Below are 21,204 nucleotides of genomic sequence, written 5' to 3' on the forward strand. Positions count from 1 at the left end.
TTCATCTTTTAGCAGAAAGATGAAATACAGGTTTAAAACATTTGCTTCACCACATTGCCCTAAGATGGGCGGTAATATCAATTCTAAATAATAACATAAAACAGTTTTGTTCTTACAAATATCGTAAAAATAGATGAACCTTAGGTTTGCTTATAGTTAATTGGCAAATTAAAACCAGTAACCTATGCTAAAAAATAGTCTTCCTTTGTTTTTTTCTGGAGACCAAGAGTATATTGTTTGTATTGGTCCTAAAAAGGATTCAAATCCGTAACCAACACCATAACCAGTATAATCGGGCAGTTTAAACCACTCAGCGGTTCTAAAAATATCATCATCTATGTTGGCAAAATTTGCGGCTAATAATAAATGATTTTTGGGGCTAAACTCATAATCTAACCTAGTAAGTCCTTTTATATAACTATTACCAGTTAAACTAATAAAATCATACCCTAAAAAGGAAACGTAGCCGTCTCCTAAATTGTTTCCGTAACCACCCATAATAAAGTCTAAAGATCTAACATTAGAATTTCCTAATTTAAATCCTCCACCAGCTTCTATATTTAAAGATAAATTATTGGCAATAGGAAAAGCGGTGCCAACAGTGCCTTGTGCAATAGAAAACTCTTTAAAGTTATTGTTGTAGTCTGATGAAAACATGTAAAAATGTAAGTCACCATTAAAATATACTCCCTTACTTGGGAAATATTTATCATTGTAGGTGTCTAGTTTTAACTTGGCAAATGTACTATAGTAGTTACTTTTTTCAAAAATGGTTCTAAAGTCTTCGTTGTTTTCAGTATCATCTTGCTGTAGCGTTCGCGAAGTGTATTTTAAAAACCTATGTTCTGCGCCTAAGCTAAAGGCAAATTCTTCGTTCCAAACGGTTTGTATATATGCCTGGTTTGTGAGGTTAGTAGCGTTTATGTTAATGTTGTTAATACCCGTGTCTGGAACAACAAAATTAGATTTGATAATGTTGTAATCTATTTCGTAATTGTAGTCATTAAAAGTAGAATTTAGTCCAAAACTCCAGTAAAAACCTTTATCTAGGTAATATTGCATTTTGTACCTAATGTTATCTCCTAGAATAAAATCAAAAGAGCCAACATCATCTTGTAAAAAAATATTTTTTTTAGTGAGGTTTATAATGGCTGCACTTTTATAAATATCATCATAATGAGCACCCATTTTAATAAACATTTTATTTTTATTTTCTTTTATTTTTAGTTTTAAAACAAGTTCATCTTCCTCTGAGTCTAAAGATGGTCTGGTGTCTAATGTATAGCGTATTGTTTTAAAATTATTAGTGGCAGCTAAGTTGTTAATGCCTTGCTGTAGTTTGTTAAAAGATATTTGTTTGTCTAAATCTAACCTTAGTTTACCTTTAATGTAAGCTCTTGTGTAGTCTTCATTACCAGAAATAATTAGTCTGTTTATGGTAATAGAGTCGTGTGGTTTTATACACTGTTTTTGTTCTGTTACAATACCACGTTGTTTGGCAATGTTTTTAAGTTCGTTTATTTTTTTTTGAGCAGCAGCTTCTCCAGATGCTATAATTTCTGATCCAAGGTCAAAATCTATAACAGAATATTTTTCTATTGATGGTTTTATAAGCACATCTGTTAATTTAGCTTTACTTTTCATATCATTAACAGTTCTGTAATTGTTAATTTGTAGTAAAACTTCTGTGCCAGAGCTAAGCTTCTCTCGGTCTGCTAAACCATCTTGTACGTCTATACCAATAACAATATTTGCGCCTAATTTTTTTAATTTTTTAATAGGATAATTGTTTACTACACCACCATCTATTAATATTTTATTGTCTATTTCAGCAGGCTCAAATAAAGAGGGGAAGGTGCCACTTGCCATAATAGCTTCAGGTAAGTATCCTTTGTTTAATAAAATTTCTTGCCCAGTTTCTACATCTGTTGCTATGCAAAAAAAAGGAATTGGCAGCTGGTTAAAATCTTTAGTGTCTTTAACGTGGTACAGTAGCTTAACAAGTAAGTTGTAAATGTTTTGTCCGCTAGATATTGCGGAAGGAAACGAAACTTTAAAATTGTTAAAAGGCAAACTTAAAGCGTAGCGTTCTGCGTCTTCTTTATCATAAAAAGTTTTTGCTCCTCTTGGCAGGTTATCTTGTATAAGTAAAGATACATCTACACTTTTAAAAATAGAATCTAGTTCATTTGCAGAATAACCAGATGCGTACAAGGCGCCAATAATAGCACCCATACTTGTTCCTCCAATGTAGTCTATTTTAACACCAGCTTCTTCAATAACTTTTAGGGCGCCAATATGTGCCAACCCCTTAGCGCCACCACCACTAAGTACTAAGCCAACTTTTACACTGTCTTTAGGTGCTTTTATTTGAGCTAAAGCTGTGCAGCTAATTAAAAGTAGCGTTACAATAACTATTGTTTTCTTCATTTTTTTATTTAATGAAAGGTGTTATATATTTTTTGAGCTTTAGACATCCCTACAACTTCGGCAAGTTTCTCTATACTGGCTTCTTTAATTCTTTTTACAGATTTAAACGATTTTAAAAGATCTGTAGCGGTTTTTTCTCCAACGCCTTCAATTCCTTCTAACTCAGAATTTATAGCAGCATTACTGCGTTTTTTTCTGTGAAAAGTGATGCCAAATCTATGTGCTTCATTACGTAGTTGTTGTACTATTTTTAAGCTTTCAGATTTTTTATCTAAATATAACGGAATTGAATCTCCTGGGAAATAAATTTCTTCTAATCTTTTTGCAATGCCTATAATTGCTATTTTTCCTCTTAACTCTAAGGCATCTAAACTTTTAAGAGCAGAAGATAGTTGCCCTTTACCGCCATCAATAACAATTAGTTGTGGTAAAGGCTGTTCTTCCTCTAATAATCTTTTATAACGTCTAAAAACAACCTCTTCCATAGAGGCAAAATCATCTGGCCCTACAACAGTTTTTATGTTGTAATGGCGATACTCTTTTTTTGCAGGTTTACCATTTTTAAATACAACACAGGCTGCAACCGGGTTTGTACCTTGTATGTTGGAGTTGTCAAAACACTCTATGTGTCTTGGTTCTTCAGACAAACGTAAATCTTTTTTCATTTGCGCCATTATACGGTTTGTGTGCCTGTCCGGATCTGTAACTTTTAATTGTTTAAAACGCTCCATTCTAAAATACTTTGCGTTTCTTTCAGACAACTCTAGAATTCTTTTTTTATCGCCAAGTTTGGGTATTGTAACTTTTAAATTGCGGTCTACAGTTACAGGAAAAGGCAGGTATAATTCTCTAGAGTGCGACTTAAAACGTTGTCTAATTTCTATAATTCCTAATTGAAGAAGTTCTTCATCAGTTTCATTCAGCTTTTTCTTTAGTTCTAGTGTGTGAGATCTAATAATTGCTCCGTGAGACAATTGTAAAAAATTAATGTAAGCGTAGCTCTCATCAGATATAATTGAAAAAACATCTACATTATTAATCTTAGGATTTACAATAGTAGTTTTTGCTTGATAGTTTTCTAAAACCTCAATTTTCTCTTTAAAATCTTGTGCTTCTTCAAATCTCATTTCCGAAGCTAAAAATTTCATTTGAGTTTTAAAATAATGTAAAGACGATTTAAAGTTGCCTTTTAAAATGTCTTTAATTTCTACAATTTGTCTTTGGTATTCTTCTGTAGTTTGGTAACCTTCACAAGGGCCTTTGCAATTACCTAAATGATACTCTAGGCAAACTTTGTATTTGTGTGCGTTAATTTTTTCTGCAGACAAATCATAATTGCAAGTACGTAACGGGTATACACTTTTAATTAAGTCTAGTAAAACCCTAACGGTTTTCATATTTGTGTAAGGTCCAAAATATTCAGACCCATCTTTAATTAAGTTTCTTGTGTAAAATACACGTGGAAAACGCTCATTTTTTATGCAAATCCAAGGGTATGTTTTATCATCTTTTAGTAAAACGTTATACCTAGGTTTGTACTTTTTTATTAAGTTGTTTTCTAGTAATAGCGCATCAGACTCTGTGTCTACTACAATATGTTTAATATATACTATTTTTTTTACAAGAACCTTAGTTTTGCCATTATCATGTGTTTTGTTAAAGTAAGAGCTTACTCTTTTTTTTAAGTTTTTAGCCTTACCTACATATAATATTTTCTCTTCTTTATCGTAAAATTGATACACTCCTGGACTATTAGGTAATGTACTTAATTGTAATTTTATGGATATTTCTTGCGGCATAGAGTAAAAATAATCTCTTTTTTTGATTGTGCTGGTTTTAGCTTAGTCTTTTTACTTGTACTAACGCTTTTTTAACAATTAAATATAGATTTTACTGTATGTTGTAAAAGTTTTATATATTGAGGTACTTCTCCTGTAAAAAGTAGTATTATCTTTATTAACTATACTTTTAATCGATAAAAATGTGCTCTTAATCGATTTTTGTAAAAAAAAATGATTACATTGTAATCCTAAAATTTTGAAAAGCATGGAGTTATACGTTGTAGCTATGGGTGCTTATTTATTAATGATGATTTTTTTGGTAATTTACGAAGCTATATCATCTAATGAATAAAAACGCTATTAAAGAACCAATGGTAAAAAAAGAATTACGAGCAAAGTACGTTTTACTTAGGGAAAAAATGAGTGCTGATGCCGCAGACAATTACAGCGTAGAAATTGCAAACCAACTGCTAAAAATGCCTATTTGGGATTTTAATTATTATCACATTTTTTTATCTATAGAAGAAAAAAAGGAAATAGATACAAGTACTATTTTAACAATATTACAAGGTAAAGATAAACACGTTATTTTACCTAAAATGAATGCAGATAATACACTTACCAATTTTTTGCTTACAGATAATACGGTTATAAAAAAGAATAATTTTAATGTACCTGAACCTGTAGATGGTATAGAAATATTACCTAATAAAATTGATGTTGTTTTTGTACCTCTTTTAGCTTTTGATAAAAAAGGAAATAGAATAGGGTATGGTAAGGGTTTTTATGATGCTTTTTTAAAAGATTGTAAGCCTAACGTATTAAAAATTGGACTGTCTTTTTTTGAAGCAGAAGAGCAAATAACAGATGTGTATGAAAGTGATATACCGTTAAATTATTGTGTTACTCCTCAACAGATTTATCAGTTTTAGAGCCAAATGCTTTTTTGTTAAAAACCAATAATATACCAACACCAGTACTAATTGCTGTATCTGCTACATTAAATACGGGTTCAAAAAAGCTAAACGTATTGCCGCCAATTACAGGTATCCAAGATGGTAAAACAGCATTTTGTACAATTGGAAAATAAAGCATATCTACAACTTTACCATGAAAAAGACTGCTATATGGATCGTCTGAAAATAAAGTAGCTACTTTGCCATAGCTTTCGTCAAAAATAGCGCCATAAAAAACAGAGTCTATAATATTACCAAGTGCACCAGCAAATATTAATGATACTGCAAAAATTAAAACTTTTGGTGCGTGCTTTTTTATAGTGTCAAAAAGCCAATAGCCAATACCTGCAACAGCAAATAGTCTAAAAACGGTTAGTATTAATTTTCCTGTGCTGTCTGCAATAGGGAAGATGTCACTTAATTTGGCACCCCAAGCAGCGCCTTCATTTTCTATAAATAGAATTTTAAACCAACTAAATACTTCTACAGATTGTTGGTACGTAAAAGTAGTTTTTACGTATATTTTACTTATTTGGTCTACTAATAAAATTAGTATTACTATTAATGCAGATTTTTTTAAACTCATTCTTTACAAGATAGATTTTGCAAAAATAGACAATTATTTGGTTTTACTGATGTGTATATCTCCAGTAATAGAAGATAAGTTAAAATTTGTGTTGCCTTTAGCAAGTTTGTCTTGGTGTATTTTACCATATTTTGTTGCTGCTTTTACAACTGCATTATTGCTTTTAACTAATATATTGCCGCTCTGTGTAGTAGCGGTTATAGTTTCTGTTATATTTTGCAATGCACAATAACCATCTAATAAGGTAATGTTTAAATTTTTGTAATTACCAGATGCTATAATGTTTGAGCTTTTACCATACAATTTTACATTTTTGTACTGTGGTACAATAATGTGTAGTGATATAGATATCACTTTGTGTGCGCTAAGTTTGTCATTAGGGTTGGTAAATGTAGGGCTAAAACCAGTAGTAATAAAAATGCTAGCGGCTTCCTCTTTAATTTCTAAAACTAAGTCTTTTTTATATTCTCCTTCTATATTGGCAGACACAATAACATCTTCATTTTTACCTGTTTCTAAAGTAACTTGGTAGCAATTTTCAGTATCAATATTAATTAAAGAGATATGATCATTTAAAACTGTTTTTTCTACAACTTTTTGAGCATTTAAAAAACCGAAAGAAATTAGTAATAAAATGTATAAAGTAGTTTTCATATAATGTATTAAAAAACGCCCTAAAAGGGCGTTTTTTTATTTTTGCATATTTTTAGCTTCAATGCTAAGTGTAGCGTGTGGTACTAATTTTAATCGTTCTTTATTAATTAGTTTTCCGGTTACTCTGCATACACCGTATGTTTTGTTTTCAATACGTAACAAGGCGTTTTTTAAATCGCGAATAAATTTTTCTTGACGAATTGCTAATTGCGTATTTGCTTCTTTGCTCATTGTTTGTGAGCCTTCTTCAAATGCTTTAAATGTTGGCGATGTATCATCTGTACCATTGTTGCCATCATTCATATAAGAGCTTTTTAAAAGCTCTAAGTGCTCTTTAGCTTTATTTATTTTTTCAGTAATTAAAACTCTAAATTCTTCTAAGTCTTTGTCACCGTATCTCACGTTTAAATCTTGCGCCATAGTTTTTAATGTTTTTGGATAAACAATTTTGTATTTACTTCATCAAAAGCAATTGTTGTGCCATTGTCCAGTTTTTCCTCAAAATTAAGTTCCGCTGTTAATGTTTCTGTTTTAATATATGTTATGTTGTCTGCAACAGCATTTTCTACATAACCATCTTTTAATATTTTAATATCAATTTTGTCAGTTACTTCAAAACCAGATTCTTTTCTTAAATTCTGAATTCTATTTACTAGTTCTCTAGCAATACCTTCTTTTCTAAGATCTTCACTAATTGTAACATCTAAAGCAACAGTTAAACTGCCTGAACTAGCAACTAACCAGCCTTCTATATCTTGAGACAAAATCTCTACATCTTGTAACTGTAAATTAATACTTTTATTCTCAATAACAATAATTATTTCGCCATTTTGCTCAATTTTTTGGATGTCATCTTGATCTAAATCACCTACTGCTTTGGCAATCAGCTTCATATCTTTTCCGTACTTAGGACCTAAAACTTTAAAATTTGGTTTTATTTGCTTTACCAATATGCCAGAAGCATCATCTAAAAGTTCAATTTCCTTTACGTTTACCTCAGATTTTATCAAATCGGCAACAGCTTCTATCTCGTGTTTTTGTTTTTCGTCTAGTATAGGAACCATTATTCTTTTTAATGGTTGACGTACTTTTATTTTTTCTTTTTGACGAATAGACAATACTAATGATGATATGGTCTGCGCTTTTTCCATTTTACTTTCTAGCTCTTTATTTACAAGGGCTTGATTGTATTTTGGAAAGTCTGCCAAATGTACACTTTCAGCTTTTTCTTTAGTGGTTGCTTGGGTTAAATCTTTGTAAAGTCTGTCCATAAAGAACGGAGATATAGGTGATGATAGTCTAGCAACAGTTTCTAAACAAGTGTATAATGTTTGGTATGCAGATATTTTGTCTTGTTGGTAATCTCCTTTCCAAAAACGTCTTCTACATAAACGAACATACCAGTTACTTAGGTTTTCTTGCACAAAGTTAGATATTAGCCTTGCTGCTTTGGTAGGCTCATAATCTGCATAGGCTTGGTCTACCTTATTTATTAAGGTATGTAACTCTGATAAAATCCATTGGTCTATTTCTGGACGCTCGTTTAAAGCAACATCTTCTTCAGAGTAACTAAACTTATCTATGTTAGCATACAAAGCAAAGAAAGAGTAGGTATTGTATAATGTACCAAAGAATTTTCTTTTTACTTCTGCTATACCTTCTAAATCAAACTTTAAGTTGTCCCAAGGGTTTGCGTTAGAAATCATATACCAACGTGTGGCATCTGGTCCAAACTGGTTCATAGTTTCAAACGGATCTACAGCATTGCCTAAACGTTTAGACATTTTTTTACCGTCTTTATCTAAAACCAAACCGTTAGATACTACATTTTTATATGCAACAGAATCAAAAACCATTGTAGATATTGCGTGCAGTGTATAAAACCAGCCACGCGTTTGGTCTACACCTTCTGCAATAAAATCTGCAGGATATGCTTTGTTTTCATCTATTAGTTCTTTGTTTTCAAAAGGGTAGTGCCATTGTGCGTAAGGCATAGAGCCACTGTCAAACCAAACGTCAATTAGGTCACTTTCTCTTTTCATTGGCTTTCCGCTAGCAGAAACCAATGTTATTTGGTCTACAATGTTTTTATGAAGATCTATTTTGTCATAGTTTTCTTCAGACATATCACCAACAACAAAGTCTTCAAAAATATCTTTTTCTAGAACGCCAGCAGCAACCGCTTTTGCCATTTCTTCTTTTAGTTCCTGTACAGAACCAATTATTATTTCTTCTTTACCATCTTCTGTTCTCCAAATTGGTAATGGAATACCCCAGTAACGAGATCTAGATAGGTTCCAATCATTTGCATTAGCCAACCAGTTGCCAAAACGGCCTTCTCCAGTAGATTTAGGTTTCCAGTTTATAGTTTCATTAAGGCTAAACATTTTTTCTTTAACGTCTGTAACCTTTATAAACCAAGAGTCTAATGGGTAGTATAATATAGGTTTATCTGTACGCCAACAGTTAGGGTAACTGTGCACGTATTTTTCAACTTTAAAAGCTCTGTTTTCTTCTTTTAATTTTATAGCAATTTCTACATCTATAGAACGTTCAGGAGCTTCGCCATCTGCGTAATATTCATTTTTAACATATTTGCCTCCAAATTCTTTTAGTTCTTTTCTAAACTTACCTTGTAAATCTACTAAAGGAACAGGGTTGTCATTTTCATCTAATACCAACATTGGTGGTATTTCTGGAGTTGCTTGTTTAGCAACCATAGCATCGTCTGCACCAAAAGTTGGTGAGGTATGTACAATACCAGTACCATCTTCTGTTGTAACAAAGTCGCCAGAAATAACTCTAAATGCATTTTCTGCATTTTGGTAAGGTAGTACGTAGTCTATAAGCTGCTCATAAGTAGCATTAACTAAATCTGTACCTTTTACCTCTGCTATAATTTGGTAAGGTATTTTTTTGTCTGTTGAGCTGTAGCTATTTAAATCTTCGCTACTTTCTGCTTCAATAAACTTACCGCTAAATTGTTTCCCTACTAAGCTTTTTGCAAGTATAACTTTAATAGGCTCAAAAGTATATTGATTAAAAGTCTGTACTAAAACATAATCTATTTTAGGACCAACTGTTAAAGCAGTGTTAGATGGTAATGTCCAAGGAGTTGTTGTCCAGGCAATAAAATAAACGTCTCCGTCTACATTTTTAAAAGCCTCTGGCAAGGTTTCTTTATGAGCCTTAAACTGTGCAGTTACCGTAGTATCTGTAACATCTTGGTAGGTACCTGGTTGGTTTAGCTCATGAGAGCTAAGTCCTGTGCCGGCCTTAGGGGAATATGGTTGTATTGTGTAGCCTTTGTAAATTAGGTCTTTGCTATAAATTTGTTTTAGCAACCACCAAACAGACTCCATATATTTAGACTTGTAAGTAATGTAAGGGTCGTTCATATCTACCCAATAACCAACTTGTTCAGTCATTTTGTTCCAAACATCTGTGTAGCGCATTACAGCTTTTTTACAAGCGGCATTGTACTCTTCTACAGATATTTTTTTGCCAATATCTTCTTTGGTAATTCCTAGTTCTTTTTCTACTCCAAGTTCTATAGGTAGGCCGTGTGTATCCCAGCCAGCTTTACGCTTAACTTGATAACCTTTCATTGTTTTATAACGAGGAAAAATATCCTTAATGGTACGTGCCATAACGTGGTGAATACCTGGCATACCATTTGCAGATGGTGGGCCTTCAAAAAATACATATCCTTCTCCGCCTTCTCTATTGGTAACACTTTTTTCAAAAATGTTATTCTCTTTCCAATATTCTAGTATGTTTTCTGCTACCTTAGGTAAATCTAATCCTTTATATTCCTCAAACTTCATATTAAGTGCTTCTGGTACTACATTTTAAGTTTGCAAAACTAATGAATTTTGTGTAAAAAACACTTTTTCAAAAGCAAAAGAGGCCCCTTTTTAATTCTTTCTTTTTTTTTACTGATATTTTGGTGTGTAAAAAATTGTGTGTGAGTAAAACAGATGCTTTTTGTAAGTGAAGTAATTATTTTTTTAACGTTTATAAAACATTATTTTTAAGCTATTTGCTGATATTTTTATGTTTTTGTTAACATAATTGCCAAAGTTTTTTTAGGTTTGTACATCTAAATTATGTTTTCTAACGTAAATTAGGTATAACATATATTATAACAAACAATAAAAACTAAAAAGAATGAAAAAATTAATCTTAGGTTCTGCATTAATGTTAGCTTTTAGCGTATCATTTGTATCTTGTAAAGAAGCTACTGACAAAGCTAAAGAAGCTGCAGAAACAGTAGAAGATAATGCTAAAGAAGCTGCAGACAAAGTTGCTGATGAAACTAGTAAAGCTGCTGAAGAGGTAAAAGAAACTGCTACAGAAATGGTAGACGGTATTCCAAGTTTTGATGACGCTGCAGTAGCAGAATACGTTAAAACATATGACGAATACGTTAGTGAATATAAAGAAGCTGCTGAAAGTAAAGATATGACTGCTTTTGCTGCTTTAGGAACAAAAGGACAAGAATTAGCTACTAAATCTCAAGAGGTTATGAAAAACCTTTCTGCTGATGATGCTAAAAAGTTAACTGAGTATTTGACAGCTAAGTCTAAAGAATTGCAAGAATATGCAACTAAAATGACTAACTAAGATATATTTTTGAATATACTTTAAAAGCTCGATTATTAATTTAATCGGGCTTTTTTTATGTCTAAGCTTTTTAAAATTGATAACTAATAGATGAAATTAGGTTTGTGCCTGGCGCAACAATACCAGACGAGTATGTTCTGTAGCGTTGGTTGGTTATGTTCTCCCAGCCTAACGTAGCTTTTATGTTATTTGTAATTTGATAACTGGCATTAAAGTTTATTGTTTGCCAATTTGGACTGTAAGGATTGCCGTTTTTGTCTGAAGCATATATATAATCTTTACTCTTTTCAGAGTCAGATAAGTCGTTATAAGATACCTCACCATTAAAGTTGAAAAATAAATCGGTTTTTAATTTATCGTTTTTCCATATCAAATGCACATCTCCAAAAGTTGGTGCTACGTGTCTTCCTGGAGACTCTGTGCCATCTTCCTCTTCTTCAATACCTTTTGTAAATGTTAAGTTAGAGCTTAATGATAGATGTTCTGTAAAATAAGCGTCTACACCAAACTCAACACCATGAACATAAGCTTTTGCTGCATTTTGTATTGCTTGTACGTTGCTTAATTCTCCGTGGTATTCTATTTCTGTTTCACCGTTAAAAGTAAAATCTCTGCGTACTAAAGCATCTACTAAATAGGTATAAAAACCAGTAGCGTTTACAATTACTTTGTCATTAAAATTCTTTTGTATACCTAAATCTACATTATAAGCATATTCCGCTTCTAAATCTGGGTTGGGTACAACTACAGAGCCCGGTTCAGAATCAAATATTTTACCAACATCATCTATGTTAGGAGCTCTAAAGCCCGTAGAACCATTAAAGGTTATTTGTAAGTTTTCTTTAGGAAACCAGCTTAAACCAATACTACCTGTTAAAGCCCCTGTATTTAAATTGGCATCATCAAAAGGAAAAGGATAAAAAGTTTTATCAAATTCAGCATTAATCCAAACGTGGCTATAGCGTAAGCCAGACAGTAAGGTTAGGTTTGGCTGTGCTTTATACTCAGAGTTTATATAACCAGCAGTTGTTTGCCAAGTAGCGCCATCTGGGTACCTAGATGCAGCATTTGTAACTTGGTTATTTTCAATATTTGTTTCAAAACCATTAGAGTTTACTTTGTTAAATACATATTCTACACCATAATACAAGCGTAAATCCCCAATACGTTTATTTTCTAAATCTATATTTGTAGATAGTGCATGTACGTTTTCTTTTGTGCTACTTAACGTAGTAGATCCAAAATTTCTGTCATTTCTACTTTCGCCAAAATGTTGGTAAGCTGTGTTAATTTTTAGCCTATCATAAAACCTTCCTTTGCCTTGGTGCTGCAAGCCTATTTTTGCCATAAACCACTCTTGGGGACCGTAATACCATTCTGCAGAGCGTAAACCATCACCGTCACTAGTTGGTCTAATTAAGCGGTCATACCTCCCGTAGTCCGATGTTTCTGAAAAATAAAGACCAAGGTCATAATTCCAATTGCCATTAGGTTTAAAAGCAATTTTTTGCATTGCATTTATTTGGTTGTAGCCAGACCCAACTTGTTTGTTAGGGGAGCTATTTTCTACCAATTGGTCTATTCCATTTATTGTGGTAACATAGTTGTTTCTCACATAGGAATCTGGACCGTTGTTACCCATTTTTAAATCATCAAAATTGGTGTAACTAATACTGGTTAAAAAAGCCCACTTTTGTTTGCCGTAATTAACATCTGCATGTATTGTGTTTTCTGTATTTGCGGATGAAAACCTGTAAGTGGCATTGCCAGTAATAAAAGCCTCTTCAGTTTTTGAATGTTTTGGTTTTTTGGTGTAAAAATTTAAAACACCACCAATGGCATCACTACCGTAAATAACAGAGCCAGGTCCAAAAATGACCTCTGTATTTTGTATAGAAAACGGATCTATAGAAATTACATTTTGTAAATTTCCTCCTCTAAAAATAGCGTTATTCATACGTACGCCGTCAACAGAAATTAGTAATCTGTTTGTAGCAAAACCTCTAATCATTGGGCTGCCACCACCAAGCTGACTTTTTTGTACAAATATTTTTCCGCTGTTTTGTAGAACATCTGCGGCAGTTTGTGGGTTTGTAAATGATATAGCCTTAGAGGTAATAGAGGCAACCTTTTGCGGAATATCTTTTTTTTGTTGTTCCCATTTAGAAACCGACATAACAACACCATCTAACTCCTCTGCGGTTAACACCATATAAATAGTTTTGCCTCTTTTAAGTAGTAAATTTTTTGTTGTTTTTTTAGTTTGATAACCAATATGTTTTAAAATTATCTTTTCATTTTTGCTGAAAATTGATAGATCTACACTGCCATTTTTAGCAGTTAAAGCTGTTTTTGTTTTATCAATATTAAAAATAGCAACATCTGGTATTGGTTCTTGAGTATCTTGGTCTACAATAACAACTTCCTGAGCAAAAGCACCAGTAAAAATTAATAAGAAAAGTATAAATAAAGCAGTACGCATACTAACGAAAAATTTCATTTAAAATAACAAGAGACTTTGGTTTTCTAAATCCTTGTAAGTGTAATTCAAAATATAAAATAAGCGATTTTAACAACTCTTGTCTGTCAGTTTTGTTCATTTTAATTGTATGTATTGCATCAAAATTTATGCCTAAGAAGGTTTTAAAGTAATTTAAATTTGTGCCTTGTATAACTGGGTTTAAAGAGGGTTTGTTGGTAAATCCTCCTTCAAGCAAATCAAAATATAAAAAACTATTGTTTTTGCTGTCAGGATAAAAGCCTAAATATTTGGTAATGCTCAGCAAAAAATGAAGGTGAAAATTTGCTATTTGTGATTCTGTGTCTAGCCATTGTAAAGCAGCCTCTATGTAATTAAAAAGGTTTTCGTTAGGCTCTTCTTCTAGCAAGCTGTTGCTTAACATTTCTGCTAAAAACTGAGTCATTGCATTTTTAGCAATATTACTGTGTAGTGTTTGGTAGTGGTAACTTGTTTTGGCTTCTCTAACACTTTCTAAAGTACCCTTGTTTTTATGTACTGCAATAAGCTCTAATTGTGTTAGCGGCTGAAAGTATGCTGCTTTTACCTTTCCTTTTTTAGAAGATAAAACTCCTTTTAATAAATAAGACTTTAGACCGTCTGATAATGTATATGCTTTAACAATTAAACTATTGTCGCCATATTTAAGCGCTGAAAGTACAATAGCTTTTGTGGTTACTTGCATTAGTTGTTTTTAGGTATTGTAAATATAGTGATTTGAAGAATTATTATTTTTAGATTGAAAATAAAAAAGCTCCATTAAGAAAACTTAATGGAGCTTTTTAATAAAATATTGTATTTTAAATAACGCCTTGAGCTAACATAGCGTCTGCAACCTTAACAAAACCAGCAATATTTGCTCCTTTTACATAGTTACAGTAACCATCTTTGTCCTTACCGTATTCAATACATGAATTATGAATATCCTCCATAATTGTTTTTAATCTTTGGTCTACCTCTTCTCTTGTCCAGCTAATACGTAAAGAGTTTTGAGACATTTCTAAACCAGAAGTAGCAACACCACCTGCATTAGAAGCTTTTCCTGGAGCAAATAATATTTTTGCTTCATGAAATTCATGAATAGCTTCTGGAGTAGAAGGCATATTTGCACCTTCTGCAACACAAATACATCCGTTTTTAACTAAAGCTTTAGCGGCTTCACCATCTAATTCATTTTGTGTAGCACACGGTAAAGCAATATCACAAGCAACATCCCATGGAGTTTCTCCTTTGTGGAAAGTAGCAGAAGTATATTTATTTACATACTCAGAAATACGTCCTCTTTTGTTGTTTTTAAGATCCATTACAAAAGCAAGTTTCTCTGCGTCTATACCATCTTTATCTAAGATGTAACCTTGAGAATCTGATAATGTTAAAACTTTAGCACCTAATTGTAATGCTTTTTCTGCTGCAAACTGTGCAACATTACCGGAACCAGATATTACTACATTTTTACCTGCAAAATCTTGTCCTTGAGTTTTAAGCATACTTTCTGCAAAATAAACAGTACCGTAACCTGTAGCTTCTGGTCTAATTAAAGAACCACCCCAAGAACGACCTTTACCTGTTAAAACACCAGTAAACTCATTTCTTATTTTTTTATACATTCCAAAAAGGAAACCTATTTCTCTTCCTCCAACACCAATGTCACCAGCTGGTACATCTGTATTTGGTCCAATATGGCGGCAAAGCTCTGTCATAAATGCATGGCAAAAACGCATAACTTCGTCATCAGACTTTCCTTTAGGGTCAAAATCAGATCCTCCTTTACCACCACCCATAGGTAATGTAGTTAAGCTATTTTTAAATACTTGCTCAAAAGCTAAGAATTTAAGAATACTTGCGTTTACACTTGGGTGAAAACGTAAACCACCTTTGTAAGGTCCTATAGCAGAGTTCATTTGTACTCTATAGCCTCTATTTACATGGATGTTTCCATTGTCATCTACCCATGATACTCTAAAAGAAATTAATCTTTCAGGTTCTACCATACGCAAAAGTATGTTTTTGCCATTGTAAATATCATGATCAGCAATATAGGGGATTACTGTCTCGGCAACTTCTTGTACCGCTTGGATAAATTCTGGTTCATGACCGTTACGGGTCTTAACCTCATCCATAAATGCATTTATTTTTGCTTCCATATAGAAACCTTTATAATTGTTAAATTATTGAATTAAAATTATAACAGCAAAATTATACTATTTATATAATTTACACCGTGTTTTTTTAAAAATTTGATAAAAATATTATCCAATGGCCTGTTCAAGGTCTTCTATTAGGTCGTTTTCATCTTCAATACCTATACTAAGTCGTATTAAAGCATCTACAATTCCACTTTTTTCTCTTTCTTCTTTAGGTATGCTTGCATGTGTCATACTTGCCGGGTGACCTGCTAAACTCTCTACTCCACCTAAGCTTTCTGCTAAGGTAAAAACTTGTAGCTTTTTAATTATTTCAATGGCATCATTATAATTAGCTCCTTTAGGAATAAAAGATAGCATACCACCAAAATCTTTCATTTGGTTTTTAGCAATTTCATAATTTGGGCTCGACTCAAAACCTGGCCAAAAAACTTTTTCCACCTTTGGGTGGTTTTTTAGGTAATAGGCAATAGCTTTTCCGTTTTCACAATGGCGTTGCATTCTAACATGTAATGTTTTTATACCTCTTAAAACTAAAAAACTATCCATTGGGCCACAAATTGCACCGCTGGCTTTTTGTATAAAGTATAATTTTTCTGCTAATTCTTTGTCGTTTACAATTAATGCACCCATAACAACATCACTGTGTCCGCCTAAATATTTTGTGGCAGAATGCATAACTATATCTGCGCCTAAATCTAAAGGAGTTTGTAAATAAGGAGTGGCAAATGTATTGTCTACAGCCAGTGGTATACTGTGTTTTTCAGCTATTTTACTTGCCGCAACAATGTCAATAATATTCATCATTGGGTTTGTTGGTGTTTCTACCCAAATAAGTTTTGTGTTATTGGTAACGTAGTTTTCTATATTATTTACATTGGCCATATCAACAAAATGAAATGTAATGCCAAATTTCTCATAAACTTGTTTAAATAAGCGGTAACTGCCACCATACAAATCACTGGTAGAAATAACTTCGTCTCCAGGGCTTAAAAGTTTTATAACCGCATCTATAGCAGCAATACCACTTCCAAAAGCAATACCGTAGTTACCATTTTCTATACTGGCTAAAGATTTTTCTAAGGCTGTTCTGGTGGGGTTAGCACTTCTAGAGTACTCATATCCATTATGTTTACCCGGGGCGGTTTGCGCGTAAGTAGATGTTTGGTAAATAGGAGGCATAACAGCTCCGTATGCTTTATCTGGCTCCTGACCTCCGTGAATGGTTTTGCTGTTAAATTTTAAATTATTTTTGCCCACACTTCTTTATTTATAACACAAATGTATCGTTATCTTTGTAGAATACAATGCGCTTGCACAATCTTATTTAACTATGAATAATAAATTTTTCTTATACTTTTTTATAATTGTTTTAATTGGCTGTAATAATAAAAAAGAAATTTCTTTTGAAACCTTAAAAATTAGTACAGAAAAAGAAGTTAATAAGCCGCTAGTTGTAATTAATGTTCCTAAGGCAATAAAAAAATCAAAAGTTAGTGAAACAATTAATAAAACTATAAAAGATAAAATAATATCACTTTTAATTTTTGATGATGAAGTGGTTGTTGATAATATAGATGATGCCATATCTTCTTTAAACGACGAGTTTTTAAGTGTAAAAGAAAAATTACCAGGGGGTGCTACAAGATGGGAGGCAACTATAAATGGTAAAGTTATTTATGAAACAGATAAAATAATTACTATAGATTTAGAAACATATGAGTTTACAGGTGGGGCTCACGGTTATGAATCTAGTATTTTATTAAATTTTGATGTTGTAAAAGGAGAGCTAATACCAAATGAAGAATTGTTTTCTAGCAAAGAAGAATTTTACAATATAGCAGAGTCTACTTTTAGATTGCAAGAAAAAATTCCGGCAAATGTACCTATTAACGATACAGGATTTATGTTTGAAGAAGAGGTGTTTACCTTGCCAAATAATATAGGTTACACAAAAAAAGGATTAAAGTTGTTATATAATACTTATGAAGTTGGGTCTTATGCAGATGGCCAAATAGAAGTTTTATTACCATATGCAGAAATAAATAAAATGCTAGTTGTAAAAGGAGAAAAACAAGAGTAACCTTAGTTAAAGATTACTCTTTTGTTTGTTAGGCAGCAATGTTTCTTTTTAATGCAAGTATAGCGCCTATATGTATGCCTTCATGTAGAGCATTAAATTTCATAGCTTCTACAACGTTGCTTAAAGTAATGTTTAAACTTGTAGTGTATGCAGTATAGCTTTTAAAATTGCCAGCTTTATAATCTTTTTCAGTTTGCTTTAATGTGCTAAACAAAAAATCTTTAATTTGTGTTATTTCTTCATCTGTAGCTGTGCCATCTGGAAAAGTACCTTTTTTGTATTTTTCCACCATTTCATCAGAAACCAGCATAGGCATACCGCTAAATTTGTAAACAAGTAGTTGTTGTGTAACTACAACATGCGCAATGTTCCACCAAATATTATTATTAAAGTTTTTAGGAATTTCTAATAATAAATCTTTAGGGGTTTCATCTAAAATTTTTAATAGTATTTTTCTAATTTGCTTAGAGTTGTCAAGTAAATATTCCACAATTATGTTTTTTGATAAAAATAGTACAATTCAACCAAATTGGGTTTCTTTGTACTTAGTTTTTTGTTTCTAAATAATATTCTAAATCGTTTAATAAAAATGAAGAAAATATATCATTTAAGTACCTGTGATACTTGTAAAAGAATTTTAAAAGAGTTACAACCTCTAGATGGTTTTGTACTGCAGGATATTAAAATCGAGGAAATAACTGAAGAACAGTTAAAAGAAATGTATGCTTTAACGGGTAGTTATGAGGCTTTATTTAGTAAAAGAGCAAGGTTGTATAAAGAAAAAGGTCTTGCGCAAAAAGAGCTGCAAGAAGAAGATTATAAAAACTTAATATTAGAACATTATACTTTTTTAAAACGACCAGTTATTATAGTAAATAATGCTGTTTTTGTTGGTAATAGTAAAAAAGTTGTAGCGACAGCAAAAGAAAAAATACACAGTTGAGTAAAAGAACATTAGCCATATTAGCTTGTTTAGGGGCCACTACAATTTATGGATTAAACCATACCATTGCCAAGGGGGTTATGCCAACTTATATTAAACCTTTTGGATTTATTATGGTGCGCTTACTTGGTGCCTCTTTTTTGTTTTGGATGTGTTCTTTTTTTATTCCTAAGCAAAAAATAGAACGTAAAGATTGGGGACGACTTTTTGTTTGCGCTTTAACTGGTATGGGAATAAATATGCTTACTTTTTTTAAGGGACTGGAATTATCTACACCAATTAATAGTGCTGTTTTAATAACTATAGTTCCAATATTAGTAGTTGTAATGTCTGCTATTTTTATTAAGGAGAATGTTACAATGCAAAAAGGCCTGGGTATAGTGTTAGGACTTGTGGGTGCTTTGTTTTTAATTCTTTATGGAGCAGAGTTAAGGCAAGATGCGCCTAATATTCCGTTAGGTAATATTTTATTTGTGGTTAATGCTGTGAGCTTTGGAACTTATTTAATTTTAATAAAAAAACTGCTAGAAAAGTACCATATGTTTACATTGTTAAAGTGGCTTTTTACAATAGGTTTGGTATTGTGCTTTCCTGTAACAATAGCAGAGTTTAATCAAATACAATGGGGTACAATACCAGCAAGTGGTATTGGCTCCATTGTATTTGTTATAATTGGCACTACATTTTTAACCTATTTGTTTAATGTATTTGGGTTGTCTCAGTTAAAAGCATCTACGGTTAGTGCTTTTTCTTATGCGCAACCATTAATAGGTATATTGTTTGCTGTTGCTACAGGTAAAGATAGCTTAACAATGGTTAAAGTTGTAGGTACGCTTTTGGTTATTGTAGGCTTGTATTTAGCAACTAAAAAGCCAAGGCCAAAGCAACTAACCTAAATAACTAAATCTTTTGGTTGTTTAGCGTGCTTACGGGTATCTTCTTTGGTAAGTGTTTTAAAATCTTTAGACTTTTCTACTTTAGAGAAAGCTGTTAAAAACTCTTCAGGCAAGCCGGTTAAACTTCTTGTTTGTAGATTTATCCATGCTCCTAAAATTTCGCAATGTGCAAAGTTTCTTCCTTTAGAGTCAAAAAAATTATGGTGAAATTTAAAAAATTTACCGTCTTCACTTAATCCCATTAATTCTAAAGATACTTTTACAGGTTTGCCAAAAAATGCTTCTTTAAAATAATAAATGTGTTCGTAAAAAACTACAGGTCCAATTTTATGGTCTGCCATAGTCTTTTGGTTAAAGCCTAGTTCCATTAAAAAGCCCATTCTAGTTTGGCTCATAAAATTAACGTAAGCAGAATTGGCTAAATGCCAGTTAGCATCAATATCACTCCATCTAATTTCAAACTCTTTTAAGTACATATTTTTTAGAATTAATTGTTATGCATGCATAATAAATGATAAAAATACTATAGTTTTGAGAAACTTAAACATATTACTTTATAAAAAGTAGTTAAATTTCTAAATTTATAGTATTAACTAAAAACCATATTCATGAGAACAGTAGCCCCATTTGTAAAAGATCTTTCTTTACCGGTTATAGCCGCACCAATGTTTTTAATTTCAGGACCAAAGTTGGTTATAGAATGTTGTAAAAACGGAATAGTAGGTACTTTTCCTGCTTTAAACCAAAGAACAAGTGAGGGTTTTGAAGAATGGTTAATTCAAATTAAAGATGAGTTAAAAGCTTTTGAAGAAGAAACAGGTAAAAAAGCTGCTCCGTTTGGGGTTAATTTAATTGTACACCAAACTAACCCAAGGCTAGAGGCAGATCTTATGTTATGTATAAAACATAAAGTGCCATTAATTATTACATCATTAGGTGCTGTGTCACAGGTTGTAGATTCAGTACATAGTTATGGAGGTCTTGTTTTTCATGATGTTATTAAAAAGCGTCACGCAGAAAAAGCTGCAGAAGCTGGGGTAGATGGTTTAATAGTTGTTGCTGCTGGTGCAGGTGGTCATGCAGGTACATTAAATCCTATGCCTTTGGTTGCAGAGATTAAAAAGTTCTTTACTAAAACGGTTATATTATCTGGTTGTATTAGTACAGGAAGAGATATAGCTTCTGCAAGGCAAATGGGTGCAGATGTTGCTTATATGGGAACTCGTTTTATAAATACTGTAGAAAGTAAGGCTACAGAAGATTATAAGAAAATGATAATTGATGCTGGCGCTAGTGATGTTGTTTATACAGCATCTATATCTGGTGTACATGCCAACTTTTTAGGTGCAAGTTTAAAAGCCGCTGGTATTACAGAAGAAGATTTAAAAAAGGATACTAAAATAGATTTTGGTAAAGAGATGGATACCGAAGCTAAAGCATGGAAAACAATTTGGTCTGCTGGGCAAGGTGTAACTAACATTAGCAATGCTGTTCCTGTAACCGAATTGGTTGCTACCTTAAAAACTGAATTTGTAGAGGCTATTGAAGAGCAAAAGAAATTATTAGAAGTATACCCTAAATAATATA

The 21,204-nt window shown here is 32.2% G+C and carries 18 protein-coding genes; 6 read left to right on the plus strand and 12 right to left on the minus strand.

The window, feature by feature from the left end:
• Positions 1-168: 168 nt before the first annotated feature.
• Positions 169-2,430 (minus strand): patatin-like phospholipase family protein, encoded by a 2,262-nt coding sequence (locus JM80_RS05005; RefSeq protein ID WP_034645575.1) that lies wholly within the window; start codon positions 2,428-2,430, stop codon positions 169-171.
• A gap of 8 nt (positions 2,431-2,438) precedes the next feature.
• Complete coding sequence (uvrC, locus tag JM80_RS05010) at positions 2,439-4,229, minus strand: excinuclease ABC subunit UvrC (protein WP_013620652.1); 1,791 nt, start codon at positions 4,227-4,229, stop codon at positions 2,439-2,441.
• Between the two features lie 353 nt (positions 4,230-4,582).
• Between uvrC and JM80_RS05015 the strand changes: the two genes are divergently transcribed.
• Entirely contained in the window at positions 4,583-5,143 is a 561-nt protein-coding gene (locus JM80_RS05015; protein WP_038507302.1) for a 5-formyltetrahydrofolate cyclo-ligase, read from the plus strand.
• Here the strand turns inward: JM80_RS05015 and JM80_RS05020 are convergent.
• Genes JM80_RS05020 through ileS form a run of 4 tightly spaced genes read right to left on the minus strand, consistent with a single transcriptional unit; the run spans position 5,115 to position 10,234 of the window.
• Positions 5,115-5,753, minus strand: a complete 639-nt coding sequence (locus tag JM80_RS05020) for a lipoprotein signal peptidase (protein ID WP_034645572.1) — start codon at positions 5,751-5,753, stop codon at positions 5,115-5,117. The genes JM80_RS05015 and JM80_RS05020 overlap by 29 nt on opposite strands.
• Positions 5,754-5,786: 33 nt before the next feature.
• Positions 5,787-6,407, minus strand: a complete 621-nt coding sequence (locus JM80_RS05025; protein ID WP_038505236.1) for a DUF4097 family beta strand repeat-containing protein — start codon at positions 6,405-6,407, stop codon at positions 5,787-5,789.
• A gap of 36 nt (positions 6,408-6,443) precedes the next feature.
• Positions 6,444-6,827 (minus strand): TraR/DksA C4-type zinc finger protein, encoded by a 384-nt coding sequence (locus tag JM80_RS05030; RefSeq protein WP_013620648.1) that lies wholly within the window; start codon positions 6,825-6,827, stop codon positions 6,444-6,446.
• A 5-nt stretch (positions 6,828-6,832) separates the two neighbouring features.
• The gene (ileS, locus tag JM80_RS05035) at positions 6,833-10,234 is read right to left on the minus strand and encodes an isoleucine--tRNA ligase (protein ID WP_144709376.1); all 3,402 of its coding nucleotides are present in this window, start codon (positions 10,232-10,234) and stop codon (positions 6,833-6,835) included.
• Between the two features lie 343 nt (positions 10,235-10,577).
• Here ileS and JM80_RS05040 point away from each other — a divergent pair, with 343 nt between their 5' ends.
• On the plus strand, positions 10,578-11,033 hold the full coding sequence (locus JM80_RS05040; protein ID WP_013620646.1) for a hypothetical protein: 456 nt from the start codon (positions 10,578-10,580) through the stop codon (positions 11,031-11,033).
• A gap of 70 nt (positions 11,034-11,103) precedes the next feature.
• Here JM80_RS05040 and JM80_RS05045 read toward each other — a convergent pair whose 3' ends face one another.
• The 4 genes from JM80_RS05045 to JM80_RS05060 all read right to left on the minus strand — a co-directional run bounded on the left by JM80_RS05045 (position 11,104) and on the right by JM80_RS05060 (position 16,955).
• Positions 11,104-13,533: a TonB-dependent siderophore receptor gene (locus JM80_RS05045; protein ID WP_255436660.1), complete on the minus strand. Its 2,430-nt coding sequence runs from the start codon at positions 13,531-13,533 to the stop codon at positions 11,104-11,106.
• Positions 13,517-14,236 (minus strand): DNA repair protein RecO, encoded by a 720-nt coding sequence (gene recO, locus JM80_RS05050; RefSeq protein WP_013620644.1) that lies wholly within the window; start codon positions 14,234-14,236, stop codon positions 13,517-13,519. The genes JM80_RS05045 and recO overlap by 17 nt, the downstream gene beginning before the upstream one ends.
• Positions 14,237-14,351: 115 nt before the next feature.
• The gene (gene gdhA, locus JM80_RS05055) at positions 14,352-15,695 is read right to left on the minus strand and encodes an NADP-specific glutamate dehydrogenase (protein WP_013620643.1); all 1,344 of its coding nucleotides are present in this window, start codon (positions 15,693-15,695) and stop codon (positions 14,352-14,354) included.
• Positions 15,696-15,800: 105 nt separating this feature from the next.
• Entirely contained in the window at positions 15,801-16,955 is a 1,155-nt protein-coding gene (locus tag JM80_RS05060; protein WP_144709377.1) for a cystathionine gamma-synthase, read from the minus strand.
• A gap of 73 nt (positions 16,956-17,028) precedes the next feature.
• On the opposite strand from JM80_RS05060, the gene JM80_RS05065 reads away from it, so the two are divergent.
• Positions 17,029-17,778 (plus strand): DUF3298 and DUF4163 domain-containing protein, encoded by a 750-nt coding sequence (locus JM80_RS05065; RefSeq protein ID WP_144709378.1) that lies wholly within the window; start codon positions 17,029-17,031, stop codon positions 17,776-17,778.
• Positions 17,779-17,806: 28 nt separating this feature from the next.
• Here the strand turns inward: JM80_RS05065 and JM80_RS05070 are convergent, their stop codons facing one another.
• Positions 17,807-18,268 (minus strand): DinB family protein, encoded by a 462-nt coding sequence (locus JM80_RS05070; protein ID WP_144709379.1) that lies wholly within the window; start codon positions 18,266-18,268, stop codon positions 17,807-17,809.
• Between the two features lie 99 nt (positions 18,269-18,367).
• On the opposite strand from JM80_RS05070, the gene JM80_RS05075 reads away from it, so the two are divergent.
• Together JM80_RS05075 and JM80_RS05080 are read left to right on the plus strand one after the other, a co-directional pair.
• Positions 18,368-18,721 (plus strand): arsenate reductase family protein, encoded by a 354-nt coding sequence (locus JM80_RS05075; RefSeq protein WP_144709380.1) that lies wholly within the window; start codon positions 18,368-18,370, stop codon positions 18,719-18,721.
• Positions 18,718-19,617 (plus strand): DMT family transporter, encoded by a 900-nt coding sequence (locus JM80_RS05080; RefSeq protein ID WP_075694663.1) that lies wholly within the window; start codon positions 18,718-18,720, stop codon positions 19,615-19,617. The genes JM80_RS05075 and JM80_RS05080 overlap by 4 nt, the downstream gene beginning before the upstream one ends.
• On the opposite strand, the gene JM80_RS05085 is transcribed toward JM80_RS05080, so the two are convergent.
• Positions 19,614-20,093, minus strand: coding sequence for a thioesterase family protein (locus JM80_RS05085; RefSeq protein ID WP_013620637.1), 480 nt, complete (start codon positions 20,091-20,093; stop codon positions 19,614-19,616). The genes JM80_RS05080 and JM80_RS05085 overlap by 4 nt on opposite strands.
• 132 nt (positions 20,094-20,225) lie before the next feature.
• Between JM80_RS05085 and JM80_RS05090 the strand changes: the two genes are divergently transcribed.
• On the plus strand, positions 20,226-21,200 hold the full coding sequence (locus tag JM80_RS05090; RefSeq protein ID WP_144709381.1) for a nitronate monooxygenase family protein: 975 nt from the start codon (positions 20,226-20,228) through the stop codon (positions 21,198-21,200).
• Positions 21,201-21,204: the final 4 nt, after the last annotated feature.

The organism is Cellulophaga sp. RHA_52, from assembly GCF_007827205.1.
GTDB classification, from domain to species: Bacteria; Bacteroidota; Bacteroidia; order Flavobacteriales; family Flavobacteriaceae; genus Cellulophaga; species Cellulophaga lytica.